The following is a 13,395-nucleotide window of genomic DNA, read 5'->3' as shown; positions in this document are numbered from 1 at the left end:
GTGTCTACCAGAACAAAACCCCCGCTTTAGATTAGCGGGGGCGCTTGTCGTTTCCGACCTCAGGCAGTGACGTACTTCACGCGTAGGCCGAGCGCCGCGCTGGTACTACCACTAGGTCGAATGTGAACATGCCTAGATCATACACATCTCCCAGGTCTCTATAGGCAATAACGGGATAGGGTTAAAACTGCTATGCCGTTTCAACTAATTTTCAACCAGGTGTGGAGCTGGATCGCCGACACAGGCATCAACCTTGCGCTCCTGATCATCCTCGCGATGCTCGTGCCGCGTGCAGGGCGTTTGGCAAACCGGATCGTCGAGAAGCGGATCCAAGCTTCCCAGGACGAAGACGAGGGCAAGTCCTCGCTGGCAATTGCCGGAGTAGGCATTTACATCATCCAGATCATCGCCTACTTCCTCATCCTGGTTTTCCTCTTGCAGCAGATCGGGTTCTCGCTCGCCGGCGCTGCCATCCCCGCCACCGTGATCTCCGCCGCTGTCGGTTTCGGCTCGCAGCAGATCATCGCCGACTTCGTCGCAGGGTTCTTCATCCTGTCCGAGAAACAGTACGGCGTGGGCGACCTCGTCACCTTCCAGGGCAACGGCGTGGATCTCACGGGCACCGTCATCCAGATCACCATGCGCTCCACGCAGGTGCGCACGCTGGAGGAGTACACGGTGACCATCCCGAACTCCGCCGCCCAGGTGTGCATTAACAATTCCAACCACTGGTCGCGGGCGCTAGTCGTCGTCCCGGTCCCGCTGCTGGGTTCGCGCGACACCGAGGAAGTCATCGCACGCGCCGACAGCGCCGCCCGCCGCGCCATCGCCGACCCGGAGATCGAACCGCTCATCCGGGGCGAACTGCTCTCCCAACCGGGTTTGAACTTGAACGCTCCCACGACTGTGGGAATGCCGTGGACACTGGACATCCGGTATATGATCCGCTGCTCCCCTGGCGACCAGTTCCCCATCGAGCGAGCCATCAACGTCTATGTTCTCGAAGAGTTCTTCGATGAGTACGGTTCAGCTACCCCCGTCAGCGGCGAGACCACGGATGACCCTGACAACCCAAAGACGTCCGCCTTCGCACCCGCATTCGCGTCGAAACGCTACGCCTCGGACTGGGGCCTCGAAGGCGCTGAAGAGGCTCACACGACAGTGATCCCCGCGAACCGAACCGGCATCACCGCCGGTGACACGGAGATTCCGGAGGCAGACAACGACCCAGCTGCCCAAGATCAGACTCAACGCAGGCACGCGCTTGGCACACTCGGCGGACGCGTCCGCGCGTCCACCGGAGCGCTCATCACAGCCTTCATCGTGCTGCTCATCTTCCGCGGGTTGACCATGTCCGCTGCCGAAGATAGCGAAGCGCGATCCGGTGTTCTCGCCCCGCCACGGGTGAACCCGACATCAACTGTGCCGGAAGAATCAACAACGCCGACTGAAACGCAGCAACCGACGACTACAGAGCAGACACCGGCAACCGAGCAGACCCAGGCGCCGACGTCGGAGCAGCAGCAACAACAACGGCAGAACCAGCAACAGCCGACCACGACACCCGCGCAGCAGCCCACTCAGCAGCAGCCCAGCGAAGCCCCGTCCCAGCCGACTGGCGCCCCGCAAGAGGCAGAGCAGACTGAGCAGACACAGAACTAGCTGACCCTACCGGTACCTGGCTGTGTTTTAGAGACTGTCCGGGGCATTCGATAGCATGTCTCCCATGACTTCCGAAGGCCGCACCTTCACACCCGAACGCACCCACGTGCTCGCGGTCGGGCTCATCATGGGTATCGCTCTCATCGGCATTTCTTGGGCACCGCAGTACCTGGGCTGGCTGCTCATCTTCCCCATTCTGTTCTTGGCGTGGGTCTTCACTGCCAAGACTCATGTCAGTGACCGCGGGCTGGAGTTGACGTACCTGTTCAGGAAGAACGTCTCCATCGACTGGGACGACCTGGAGGGTGTCAGTTTCGAAGGTGCCGGTGCGAAAGCAACTGTGGCCGACGGCAGCCAGTACGCCATGCCAGGAGTAACGTTCAACTCACTGCCCGCGCTGTCAGAGGCCTCCGGCGGACGGATCACCGACGTGATCACCGAAGCCGCTGAAGCCGCAGACGGGATGGTCGAAGTTACAGACCAGGAAGGCAACTCGGTGCTCATCACGAAAGAGGAATACGAGCGCCGAGACAACGCACACGACAGCTAAAGGAGCAAGCACGTGTCTAACGCGATCCCCCTTCGTTCTCGGGTCACCACCGCTGGCCGTCAGGCCGCCGGTGCCCGTGCTCTGTGGAAAGCCACAGGCACGAAGGACAACGAGTTCGGCCGCCCCATCGTGGCCATTGTGAACTCTTATACCCAGTTTGTGCCCGGGCATGTGCACCTGAAGAACGTCGGTGACATCGTCGCTGAGGCGGTGCGTGAAGCTGGCGGTGTGCCCAAGGAATTCAACACCATCGCGGTGGACGACGGGATTGCCATGGGCCACGGCGGCATGCTCTATTCTCTGCCCAGTCGCGAGATCATCTCCGACTCCGTGGAGTATATGGTCAATGCCCACACTGTCGATGCGATGGTGTGCATTTCCAACTGCGACAAGATCACCCCAGGCATGCTCAACGCCGCCATGCGGTTGAATATCCCCGCCGTGTTCGTTTCCGGCGGCCCGATGGAGGCCGGCAAGGCTGTCGTCATTGACGGCGTGGCGCAGTCGGGCAAGAAGACTAACCTTGTTGACGCGATCTCCTATTCGGCGAACGACGACATCTCCGATGAGGACTTGGACCGCATCGTGGAGTCCGCTTGCCCCACCTGCGGTTCTTGCTCCGGCATGTTCACCGCGAACTCGATGAACTGCCTGACCGAGGCTCTTGGCCTCTCCCTGCCGGGCAACGGCAGCACCTTGGCCACGCACACTGCCCGCCGCCAGCTCTTCGAACGCGCCGGCCGCACCATCATGGACATCACCCGTCAGTACTACGGCGAGGGCGATGAGTCGGTGCTACCGCGCAGCATTGCTAACCGCGATGCTTTCCGCAACGCCATGGCGCTGGACATGGCTATGGGTGGATCCTCCAACACCATCCTGCACACCTTGGCTGCAGCTCAGGAGGGCGAGGTCAACTTCGACCTCAAGGACATCGACGAGTTGTCGCACGAGATTCCCTGCATCTCGAAGGTCGCCCCGAACGGCACCGCACACATGGAAGATGTCCACCGTGCAGGCGGCATCCCCGCCATCTTGGGTGAGCTCAACCGCGCCGGCAAATTGCACACCGACGTTCGCTCTGTCGTTTATGAGAACCTGCAGGACTGGCTCGACGACTGGGATATCCGCGGCGGCAAAGCGACCGACGAAGCTAAGGAACTCTTCCTCGCTGCCCCCGGCGGTGTGCGCTCCACCGAAGCGTTCTCCCAGTCCAACCGCTGGGACGAACTGGACACCGACTCGGTCAATGGCGTCATCCACGACTTCGACCACCCCTTCAGCGCTGATGGCGGACTGGTGGTCCTGCGCGGCAACCTCGCGGAGGATGGGGCAGTTTTGAAGACCGCTGGCGTGGAGGAGGAACTCTGGGAGTTCTCCGGCCCCGCCCGTGTCGTTGACTCGCAGGAACAGGCTGTCTCAATGATCCTGTCCCGCGAGGTTCAGCCGGGTGAGGTCGTGGTGATCCGCTACGAGGGTCCGGCGGGTGGCCCCGGCATGCAGGAAATGCTCCACCCGACGTCCTTCCTCAAGGGCGCCGGCTTGGGGAAGAAGTGCGCGCTGATCACCGACGGCCGCTTCTCCGGCGGCACGTCGGGGTTGTCCATCGGCCACATCTCCCCCGAGGCCGCGCACGGCGGATTGATCGGTTTGATTGAAAACGGTGACCAGATTTCCATCTCTGTGCGTGACCGCAAGCTGACTCTTGATGTTGACGAGGATGAGCTGGATCGCCGCCGCCAGGACATGGAGGCTTCGGAGAACCCGTGGACACCTACCCGCACCCGGCATGTGACGAAGGCGCTGCGGGCGTACAGCAAGATGGCCACGTCTGCAGACAAGGGCGCTGTCCGGCGCGTCGATTAGCATGCCTGTAGTTTTCGTCCTGCTCGGCGCGCTCATCGGCGCAATCAACCTCGGGCACAGCTTTTACCTGGCGGCGAACGAGACGCTTCTCGATGTCGGTGTGTTCCGCGACGCCGGCAATGCGTTAGTCAACGGCGATCCGCTTTACGACGGTTTTCCCACCCGCTCGGGCTTCGCCTTCATCTACCCGCCGTTTGCCGCGTTGCTGTTCGTTCCGCTGACCTGGCTGCCCGAGGTCGCGATGGACATTGCCTGGAACACCGCGATCATTCTGGCCATCTTCGCCATCATCGGGATGGCCTGCCACCGCCTCGGACTGGAGCGATGGTGGATGTGGGCGATCGGGCTGACGGGGTTGTCCACGCTGCTGGACACCGTGTACATGAATCTCTACTACGGCCAGATCAATGTGTTCTTGATTCTGCTGGTGGCAGCGGATGTGCTCGGGTACACCCCGAAGAAGATTCGCGGGATTGGCGTGGGCATCGCAGCCGGGATCAAGCTCACCCCGGCCGCGTACGGTGTCATTTTTCTGGTGCGCAAAGACTGGTGGTCTGTGGCGCGCTCCGCCGGGTTCTTCGCTCTCACGGCGCTGATCGGGTTCGCTCTGCGGCCAAAGGAGTCCATCTACTTCTGGACGGAGCAGTTTTTCGCCACCGATCGTGGCGGCGACGTGTTCTACCCGCCCAACCAAGGTGTCGGCGGCATGCTCTCGCGCGGTTTACTCAGCGCAGGGACCGTCGAGTCGCTCGCACCTTTCATTCTGCTGACATTCGCCTTGCTGTCGATCTTCATTGCGTACCGCCTCGAGCAGCGCGGCCGCAGTGTCGAAGCGCTCCTCGTCGTGGTGCTGGGCATTTCGCTGGGCGCACCGATCGCGGTTTCGCACCACTGGGTGGGCGTCATTCTCATCCTCCCGCTCATCTTCGCTGCCCGGGAGAAGAACATGCGCGTCCTACTCGCGGTTGCAGCAGGTGCGCTGATCTCGCCGAGCTACACGATTATCGACGAGAGCGAGGCGCAGGTGTGGGCGTGGCCACTATGGCTCAACACCAACATCATCGGGTTAATGGGGTTGACGGTCTTCATCGCCTACTTGGCGGTAGCGCTACAGGAACCACCACATAAGGAACGCCGCAGCGACGCCGAAGGCGGCGCAGATCCAGGAACTGGTCATGGGGCGGCGTGCCCAGCTGCGGCCGAAGTCGACGCTGAACAGGCCCGGTCCGGTGAACTGGACGGACGCAGCCATGCCCAGAAGGCCAATCGCTAGCCACACAGCAGGGTTCCAGGTGAACGCGTTCGCACCGTTCTCCGACGCCGTGATCAGGTGAAGGGATTCAAAACCAGTGGCAGCAATGGCAAGCATCGCGGCGACAGGGGTGAGCAGACCGAGTACCAGGAACACGCCCGCCGCCAACTGCAGCGTTGGCAAGGCGATGGCGAGGATGCCCGGATAGCTGTACCCGGCGAATTGCTCCTCTAGCCCCGGCAGACCTGGGTTGCCGCCCAGCTGGAAGAAGGTCTCCACGCCCGAGATGATCAACAGTGCACCGAGGACAAGACGGAGAATCAACACACCGACATCGATCGTTCCGCGTCCGACAGGTGCTTCGGCCGCGGGTTCTACAACCGCTGGAGCTGCAGGCACCGTGCCGACCGGAGCCGCGGGGCCGTTGACTTCAACGTCGACCGGCTGAGCCAACGGCTCGCTGGCACCGGTACTGGCAGGCTCCCCCACGGCGGGAGGCGTTGCCACTGGCTCGCCCACTTGAGTTTCCGGCTGCGGCGTGGGTGCCGACGGAAACACCTCAGTGGGCGCGGCCTTGCCCGTCCGGTCATACACAGAGGGAGCCTCGGGAACGTCACCGAAGTCATCCAGCTCGTTCACGGGCTCGAGGTTCTTGCGGTAGGAGGTGCTGCCTGAATCAGTCATGCACTTCAATCTAGGCCAGCACTGGCCCCAAACCCGCGAAGCTAACCGCGTGTGCGTGAAGCTGTAGCGCCACCCCAGATGTTGATGGAAGTACCGTCGACGGTCGAGGAGATATCGTCGATAAGCGAAAGCTCCTCATCGCTGAACGCGAGATTATTCACCGCGTCGAGGTTGTCGTCGAGCTGCGCAACGCTGGACGCACCGATGAGCGTGCTGGTCACACTGCGTTCGCCTTGGTCGCGCAGAACCCAGGCAATAGCCATTTGTGCCAGCGTCTGGCCGCGCTTCTCAGCGATAGCGTTGAGCTTGCGCACCGCCTCGAGGTTGGACTCGGAAAGCATTCCGTCGCGAATGGATTTGCCCGCAGCCGCGCGGGAATCTTTCGGGATCCCGTCGAGGTAGCGGTCGGTGAGTAGACCCTGCGCCAGCGGCGAGAACGCGATCACGCCCAAACCATTCTCGGCGGCCGTGCCTAGCAAACCATCCTCCACCCAGCGGTTGAAGATGCTGTAGCTCGGTTGATGGATAAGCAGCGGGCACCCCTCCCCCGCCATCAACTCAGCGGCTTCCTCTGTCAGCTCGGGGCCGTAGGACGAAATGCCGACGTACAACGCTTTTCCAGACGCGACGATATCGCGCAGCGCATACATCGTCTCCGCCAGTGGCGTGTCCGGGTCCGGGCGGTGGTGGTAGAAGATGTCCACGTAGTCCAGCCCGAGACGCTCAAGCGACTGATCCAGCGACGACATGAGGTACTTGCGGGACCCGCCGAATCCATAGGGACCGTCCCACATGTTCCAGCCAGCTTTCGACGAGATGATCAACTCGTCGCGGTGACTGCTGAAATCCTCACGGAGGATCCTGCCGGCGTTGATCTCTGCGGAGCCGTTCGGCGGACCGTAGTTGTTGGCCAGATCGAAGTGGGTCACACCGCGGTCGAACGCGCGGCGCATAATGGCACGCTGCGTCTCTAGCGGTTTGTCATCGCCGAAGTTGTGCCAGAACCCCAGCGACACAGGCGGCAGTTTCAACCCAGAGTTGCCGCACCGCCTGAACCAGTTCTCGCCTCCGCGGGCATAGCGGTCAGGGTCTGCTGTGTAAGAACTCATGCTCACCAATTGTGCCAGACATCTGGTACTCTCGGACCGCTCGAATTCTCCCTCAAAATAAGGCTTTTCATGCAGAAATCATTCAAAATGGCGCTCGCCCTTGTCGGTCTGACTGTCGGAGCCGGCTTCGCCTCCGGACAAGAAGTCATCCAGTACTTCCTCTCTTTCGGCTACTGGGGCATCGTGGGTGCCGCCGTAGCCGGTGTGACCATCGCCGTCTTCAGTGCCTGGATCTACCAGCTCGGGTCCTACTACCTAGCGGAGGACCACAGTGCGGTCTTCCGCAGCGTCTCGCGCCCATGGGTGGCGCGCTACATGGACATCACCACAATGTTCACCTTGTTCTGCATCGGTTTCGTCATGGTGGCCGGTGCCGGCTCGAACATGGAGCAGCAGTTCGGCTTCCCCACCTGGGTCGGTTCCGCGATCATGGTGGTTTTGCTCTTGCTGTCGGGCCTGTTGGACATCGACAAGCTCACCAACGTGATCTCCTTCATCACCCCGCTGCTGATCATCTGTCTCCTCGGCGCGTTCGTGATCACCGTGATGAACATGCCGGACAACCTCAGCAGCATCAACGAGCTCGCGCAGCAGAACCAGCACGCTTCGGGAACCTTCGGTAACTGGCTTGTCACCGCACTCAACTACGCCACGCTGGTGCTCATCATGGACGCCTCCATGATGCTGGTGTTCGCCGGTTCCCACCTCAACCCGGCGCAGGCCGGCAAGGGCGGCCTGCTCGGCGGAATCATGTTCGCTGTGTTGCTGATGATCTTGGTGTTCGTGCTCTTCTTCAACATGGAGCACGTCATGGATGCGGACCTGCCGCTGCTAAAGGTCTTCGACTCCATGCACCCAACTGTTGGCACCGTGGTCTCCGTGGTCATCTACCTGATGATTTACAACACTGCCGTCGGTCTTTTCTACGCGCTCGGCCGTCGCCTCAGCCACGACAAACCGGCGAAGTTCCGCCCCTACTACTTCATCGTCGTGCTCATCGGTTTCGCCCTGTCCTTCATCGGCTTCGCGGACCTGGTCGGATGGGTCTACCCAGTCCTGGGGTACCTCGGTCTCATCCTGGCGATCATCATGGGTGTGGCGTGGTTCCGCGACCGCCAGAACATTAAGGATGAGGCTGGGCGCCGCGAGCGCCTCGCCGAGCTAGCGGAAACACAGCTCGACCCGGACTCGGACGACCTCACGCACGAGGAACGGGCCGAGGTCGAAGAACTGGCATCCGACTCCCATGTCGGCGACCAAGAATTGTGGCAGTCCGTGCAGGAAGAGGTCGCAGCTGATCTCGACGCGGATGACTCCAGCGACTTCGCACTAGCCGACGTCCCCGCTCTCGACCCGGAATCGGATGCCTACGACGGCGCGCCCGAGACCCCGGGCGATGAAATTCACTGGAAGTCCTACGAAGAGATGTACAAGACCGGCGAGTTCCCCGCGGTCAACCCCGACACGAGGTAGGAGGTCGACGTTTAGTCGGCCCTACCCTGGGTGCCACCGAAGTTACAGCCGCGGCCAGGGGCGCCACTTCTCGGGCACACCTGCCATACGGCGCTGCACATCTGCGAGCGTCTCGCGGTTGACCTGGGTGCTTGCCCAGCTGTCGCCGTCAGAAAAGACGTTAGTGCTTTCCATGCACCATGACGATCCCTGGTGTCGTAAACGCTCGGCAAAGCGCCCGCTGACCACGTGTCGTACGATCTCCTCGAGCTGATCAGCTGCCTCGTCCCACACCTCGTCGCAGGCGTCGCAACCGCAGGACGGGAAAGGCCAGCAGGAAACCGCGCCGGCGTGAAGATGAATGCCCGGTAGACCGGAATAGACGAAAGTCAACGGCGCGGTCTGCGGTGCCAACGGTGTCAAACGCACGGCACGCACCACGGTGGGAGCTGGCTGTTGATGAAGAGAATCCAGCAGGGGGTAGTGATCTACCGCCACGTTGTATTGAGCAATGAGGTAATCCACCAGAGCGTCAGCGACAGGGTGCAGCGGAGCGAACCGTTCCGGATGCGTCAGCAGCTCGTAGGATTCATCCGGCGGCGAACCCTCCCACCTACGTCCGTAGGGAATTACGCGCCCTGACTCATCGCGAATCTCGACAGGCCCGATGTACGGACGCTGGTAGCGTTCCACGGCTACGCGAGCTTCTTCGCGATGATCTCGTTGATCGACTTAGGGTCGGCCTTGCCCTGGGTCGCCTTCATGACCGCACCCACAATCGCGCCGGTGACCTTCGTGTTGCCGGCCTTGTACTTTTCCACGATATCCGGGTTCGCCGCGAGAGCTTCGTCGACTGCGGCTTCGATTGCGCCGTCGTCACGCACGACCTCGAGCCCGCGCTTGTCGACGACTTCGTCCACGCGGCCTTCACCCGCAATGACACCGTCAATGGCTTGACGGCCAAGCTTGGTGGTCAGCTTGCCTTCCTTCACCAGCTGCACCACCCGAGCCACATCGGCGGGCTCGACACCGAGGGAGTCCAAGTCGCGGCCAGCCTCGTTGGCCTTACCGGCGATGTAGGACACCCACCATGCGCGGGCTTCGTCCGGCGTCGTACCTGCCTCGACGGTGTCGACGATGAGATCGAGCGCGCCAGCATTGACCAGGTCGCGGAATTCCTTCTCCGGCAGCTGCCACTCCTCCTGGATGCGCGCGCGGCGCACCCACGGCAGCTCCGGCAGAGTCGCCCGGATCTCCTCGACCCACTCCGGCTTCGCAATCACCGGCGGCAGATCCGGGTCGTTGAAGTAGCGGTACTCGCTCGCCTCCTCCTTCGGGCGGCCCTTGGAGGTGGAGCCGTCAGTCTCCTGGTAGTGGCGGGTCTCCTGGACAATCTCTCCGCCGGCTTCGAGCACACCTGCGTGGCGCTGCATCTCGTAGCGCACCGCCTGCTCGACGGACTTGAGCGAGTTAATATTCTTCGTCTCGGTGCGGGTGCCGAATTCCTCCTGGCCCTTGGGGCGCAGGGAGACGTTCGCATCGCAGCGCATCGAGCCCTGGTCCATGCGCGCGTCGGACACGCCGAGCGCCTTGACCAGCTCGCGCAGCGCACCGACGTACGCACGGGCGACCTCTGGAGCGCGCTCCCCGGCGCCGACGATCGGCTTGGTCACGATCTCGATCAGCGGGATGCCCGCGCGGTTGCAGTCCACCAAAGACGCCGTCGCGCCGGAGATGCGGCCCGACGCGGAACCCAGGTGGGTCAGCTTGCCGGTGTCCTCCTCCATGTGGGCGCGCTCGATCTCGACGCGCCACTCGGTGCCGTCGTCGAGCACGACGTCGAGGTAGCCGTCGTGCGCGATCGGTTCGTCGTACTGCGAGATCTGGTAGTTCTTCGGCTGGTCCGGGTAGAAGTAATTCTTGCGCGCGAAGCGGGACGACTCGGCGATCTTGCAATTGAGCGCCAGACCGATCTTGATGGCCCATTCCACGCCCTTGGCGTTGACCACCGGCAGAGCGCCCGGCAGACCGAGCGACACCGGGTCGATATTGGTATTCGGCTCCGCACCGAAGTGGGCCGAGGAGGTGGAGAACATCTTGGTCTCCGTGGACAGCTCCACGTGCACCTCGAGACCCATCACTGGGTCGTACTTTTCCAGGACGTCGCTGTAATCCATCAGGTCGTACGCAGTCATGGTTGCCAAGTGTAGTGCCCTTAGCCCTTCGCCGAGACGATAGCTCCTCTTACGCTTCCACCTGCGCCTTGTCTGGCTGCCCGGACTGCTCCTTTTTGTCCTTTGCGCGGAAAAGCAGCGCCAGGATCGCGCCGGAAATGTTGTGCCACACGGAGAACACCGCGCCCGGCAGCGCGGCCAGCGGGCTGAGATACGCCGCGGCGAGGGTGGCCGCCATACCCGAATTCTGCATGCCGACCTCCACGGCCATCGTGCGCGAGGATGCCTCCGGCTGGCCCGTCACCTTGCCGGTGACATAGCCGAGGATGTAGCCGAGACCGTTGTGCAGCACGACGGCGAGAAGCACGATGAGCCCCGCCTGCGCGAGCTTGTCGCGGGAGCCCGCCACGACGATGGCCACGATCGCCGCGATCGCCAACACGGAGACCCACGGCAGCGCCGGCAAGACCGCCGCGACAAATCGCGGTGCCAGCAAACGGACGAGCAGGCCGAGACCGACCGGCAGGATGACCATCTTCACGATCGACCACGCCATCGGCCCAGCGCTGACATCCATGTGCTCGCCCGCCAACCACAGGGTGAGCAGCGGCGTGAAGATCGGCGCGAGCAGCGTCGACACCGATGTCATGGTCACCGACAACGCGACATCGCCGCGCGCCAGGTAGGAGACCACATTCGACGAGGTTCCGCCCGGCGCGCAGCCGACCAGGATCACGCCCGCGGCGATCTCCGGCGGCAGGCGCAGCGCCCACGTCAGCGCGACAGCAGCAAGCGGCATGATCACGAACTGCGCCACCACGCCGATCACGACCGGCAGAGGCTTCTTGGCCACGAACACGAAGTCGTTGCCCGTCAGCGTCAGACCCATGCCGAACATGACCACGCCGAGCAGCCACGTCGTCCACCCGGAAATCGGTTCAACGACCCCGGGCGCGGCGAAGCCGATCACGCCGCCGGCGATCACCAGCAACGGGAAGCCGAGGGTGGCGACGAACGCCGAGCGCTCTTCCGCGCGCCGGCTCTGGGCAAGATTCATAGATTCCATACTGTGGACTATAGCGTCCATATAGCGGGATTCCTGCAACAGGGGGTCAAGCCGTTGCCTCCCACACCTCGCGGTAGCTCGCCGCAAGCGATTCGACGGTCTCATGCGCGTTCAGCCCGCTCGGATTCCCCACCACCCACACGGGCACGCCCGCGATCATCCCGCTTTGCAACCCGCGCTGCGCTTTCCTCCTCCCGAATGCGCCGCGGTACGCACCGATGCCCGCGAACATCACGGCGCCAGGGCGATGCTTATCGACGACAGCCTCAAGCCTCTCCCCTCCCTCCACCAACTCTTCTGTGGCCAGGTCGGACGCTTTCGGTGTCATACGGGCAACGAGGTTGGTGAAGCCGATCTCCCGCTCTGCGAGCATCTTTGCGTCCTGTTCCGACAACCCCTCGCTGGCGTACACCCGGTACGGGGTGATGCCCGCTTTGTCGAGCGCAGGCCAGAAGCGGTTGCCCGGGTGTGCGAACGGCGCGTCCACTTCCTCGGACAGCGTTCCGGGATTGATGCCCACGATGAGCAGACGGCAAGGATTGGGAATCCGGTCATGCATGTTTTCCGACCTTAGTGCGGCATTCCGTTATTTCACTGCGGCCATGAGCGCTACATTGAACATATGTGGACCGATGAAGTGCAAAAACTCAAGAAGGAACGAAACGCCGTTATTCTGGCGCATAACTACCAGATCCCGGAGATCCAGGACATCGCGGATTTCACCGGCGATTCCCTAGCGCTGTCCCGGATTGCGGCCGACACGGACGCCGATGTCATCGTCTTCTGCGGCGTGCACTTCATGGCGGAAAGCGCGAAGATCCTCAGCCCCGACAAGACCGTGCTCATCCCGGACGAAGCCGCCGGTTGTTCCCTCGCCGATTCGATCACCGCCGAGCAGCTGCGCGAGTGGAAGGCCGAGCACCCGGGCGCCGTGGTGGTCAGCTACGTCAACACCACAGCGGATGTGAAGGCCCTCACCGATGTGTGCTGCACGTCCTCCAATGCCGTCGACGTGGTCAATTCCATCGACCCCGACGCAGAGATCCTCTTCTGTCCGGATCAATTCCTCGGCGCGCACGTCAAACGGCAAACCGGCCGCGAGAATATCCGCATCTGGGCCGGCGAATGCCACGTGCACGCCGGCATCAACGGCAAGGAGCTCGCCGACCAGGCAGCCGCGCACCCGGATGCTCCCCTGTACATCCACCCGGAGTGCGGTTGCGCGAATTCAGCGATCTATCTCGCCAGCGAGGGCGTCATCGCCCCGGAGCGCGTGCACATGCTCTCCACCGGCGGCATGCTGGACCAGGCGGACCGGGACACTGAAGGCACAGTCCTCGTGGCTACCGAGGTGGGCATGCTCCACCAACTGCAGAAGAAATCCCCGCTGGCGGACTTCCAGCCCGTCAACCCCCAGGCCTCCTGCAAATACATGAAAATGATCACCCCGGAGAAACTCGTGGCCAGCCTTCGGGACATGCGCGACGAAGTCACTGTGCCCGAGGAGACCGCCGCGAAGGCGCGCCAGTCGCTGGAGCGCATGATCGCCATCGGCAACCCGGGCAGCGGAGAGTGACCCG

General features: G+C 62.6%; 11 protein-coding genes and 1 pseudogene. 6 read left to right on the top strand and 6 right to left on the bottom strand.

Translation table 11 applies throughout. The features are described from left to right. Nucleotides 1-192: 192 nt before the first annotated feature. The 4 genes and pseudogenes from KBX19_RS03180 to KBX19_RS03165 form a co-directional block, all read left to right on the top strand. Entirely contained in the window at nucleotides 193-1,662 is a 1,470-nt protein-coding gene (locus KBX19_RS03180; RefSeq protein WP_255997371.1) for a mechanosensitive ion channel family protein, read from the top strand. A 64-nt stretch (nucleotides 1,663-1,726) separates the two neighbouring features. Then, on the top strand, nucleotides 1,727-2,212 hold the full coding sequence (locus KBX19_RS03175; RefSeq protein ID WP_255997369.1) for a PH domain-containing protein: 486 nt from the start codon (nucleotides 1,727-1,729) through the stop codon (nucleotides 2,210-2,212). Nucleotides 2,213-2,224: 12 nt separating this feature from the next. Continuing rightward, nucleotides 2,225-4,078 carry a dihydroxy-acid dehydratase gene (ilvD, locus tag KBX19_RS03170; RefSeq protein WP_255997368.1) on the top strand — a complete coding sequence of 618 codons (1,854 nt, stop codon included), beginning with the start codon at nucleotides 2,225-2,227 and terminating at the stop codon, nucleotides 4,076-4,078. Nucleotide 4,079: 1 nt separating this feature from the next. Beyond that, a pseudogene (locus tag KBX19_RS03165) lies at nucleotides 4,080-4,922 on the top strand (glycosyltransferase 87 family protein); the annotation flags it as partial. Nucleotides 4,923-5,186: 264 nt separating this feature from the next. Here KBX19_RS03165 and KBX19_RS03160 read toward each other — a convergent pair. Next, nucleotides 5,187-6,014: a DoxX family protein gene (locus KBX19_RS03160; protein WP_255997366.1), complete on the bottom strand. Its 828-nt coding sequence runs from the start codon at nucleotides 6,012-6,014 to the stop codon at nucleotides 5,187-5,189. Nucleotides 6,015-6,055: 41 nt separating this feature from the next. Next, nucleotides 6,056-7,123, bottom strand: coding sequence for an L-glyceraldehyde 3-phosphate reductase (gene mgrA, locus KBX19_RS03155; protein ID WP_255997364.1), 1,068 nt, complete (start codon nucleotides 7,121-7,123; stop codon nucleotides 6,056-6,058). A 69-nt stretch (nucleotides 7,124-7,192) separates the two neighbouring features. Here mgrA and KBX19_RS03150 point away from each other — a divergent pair, with 69 nt between their 5' ends. After that, complete coding sequence (locus KBX19_RS03150; protein WP_255997362.1) at nucleotides 7,193-8,596, top strand: hypothetical protein; 1,404 nt, start codon at nucleotides 7,193-7,195, stop codon at nucleotides 8,594-8,596. A 42-nt stretch (nucleotides 8,597-8,638) separates the two neighbouring features. On the opposite strand, the gene KBX19_RS03145 is transcribed toward KBX19_RS03150, so the two are convergent. From KBX19_RS03145 to KBX19_RS03130, 4 genes are read right to left on the bottom strand one after another with little or no spacing between them, the layout of a single operon-like run. Then, a complete protein-coding gene (locus KBX19_RS03145; protein ID WP_255997360.1) occupies nucleotides 8,639-9,268 on the bottom strand; it encodes a DUF6226 family protein in 630 nt (209 codons plus the stop codon). Between the two features lie 2 nt (nucleotides 9,269-9,270). Continuing rightward, on the bottom strand, nucleotides 9,271-10,770 hold the full coding sequence (gatB, locus tag KBX19_RS03140; RefSeq protein ID WP_255997358.1) for an Asp-tRNA(Asn)/Glu-tRNA(Gln) amidotransferase subunit GatB: 1,500 nt from the start codon (nucleotides 10,768-10,770) through the stop codon (nucleotides 9,271-9,273). Nucleotides 10,771-10,819: 49 nt separating this feature from the next. Continuing rightward, the gene (locus KBX19_RS03135) at nucleotides 10,820-11,815 is read right to left on the bottom strand and encodes a bile acid:sodium symporter family protein (RefSeq protein ID WP_050748818.1); all 996 of its coding nucleotides are present in this window, start codon (nucleotides 11,813-11,815) and stop codon (nucleotides 10,820-10,822) included. A gap of 46 nt (nucleotides 11,816-11,861) precedes the next feature. Then, a complete protein-coding gene (locus tag KBX19_RS03130) occupies nucleotides 11,862-12,374 on the bottom strand; it encodes a mismatch-specific DNA-glycosylase (RefSeq protein ID WP_255997356.1) in 513 nt (170 codons plus the stop codon). A 63-nt stretch (nucleotides 12,375-12,437) separates the two neighbouring features. Here KBX19_RS03130 and nadA point away from each other — a divergent pair, with 63 nt between their 5' ends. Then, entirely contained in the window at nucleotides 12,438-13,391 is a 954-nt protein-coding gene (gene nadA / locus KBX19_RS03125) for a quinolinate synthase NadA (protein WP_255995169.1), read from the top strand. Nucleotides 13,392-13,395: the final 4 nt, after the last annotated feature.

This window comes from Corynebacterium sp. CCUG 71335 (genome assembly GCF_024454075.1).
Lineage (GTDB): Bacteria > Actinomycetota > Actinomycetes > Mycobacteriales > Mycobacteriaceae > Corynebacterium > Corynebacterium genitalium.
Note: the sequence above shows the minus strand (reverse complement) of the source record. Positions and strands in the feature narration are given on the sequence as shown.

Bases quoted from the DNA above. Each gene is read 5' to 3' on its own strand.
- KBX19_RS03180 (WP_255997371.1), top strand. From the start codon at position 193: ATGCCGTTTCAACTAATTTTCAACCAGGTGTGGAGCTGGATCGCCGAC.
- KBX19_RS03175 (WP_255997369.1), top strand. From the start codon at position 1,727: ATGACTTCCGAAGGCCGCACCTTCACACCCGAACGCACCCACGTGCTC.
- KBX19_RS03160 (WP_255997366.1), bottom strand. From the start codon at position 6,014: ATGACTGATTCAGGCAGCACCTCCTACCGCAAGAACCTCGAGCCCGTG.
- mgrA (WP_255997364.1), bottom strand. From the start codon at position 7,123: ATGAGTTCTTACACAGCAGACCCTGACCGCTATGCCCGCGGAGGCGAG.
- KBX19_RS03150 (WP_255997362.1), top strand. From the start codon at position 7,193: ATGCAGAAATCATTCAAAATGGCGCTCGCCCTTGTCGGTCTGACTGTC.
- gatB (WP_255997358.1), bottom strand. From the start codon at position 10,770: ATGACTGCGTACGACCTGATGGATTACAGCGACGTCCTGGAAAAGTAC.
- KBX19_RS03135 (WP_050748818.1), bottom strand. From the start codon at position 11,815: ATGGAATCTATGAATCTTGCCCAGAGCCGGCGCGCGGAAGAGCGCTCG.
- KBX19_RS03130 (WP_255997356.1), bottom strand. From the start codon at position 12,374: ATGCATGACCGGATTCCCAATCCTTGCCGTCTGCTCATCGTGGGCATC.
- nadA (WP_255995169.1), top strand. From the start codon at position 12,438: ATGTGGACCGATGAAGTGCAAAAACTCAAGAAGGAACGAAACGCCGTT.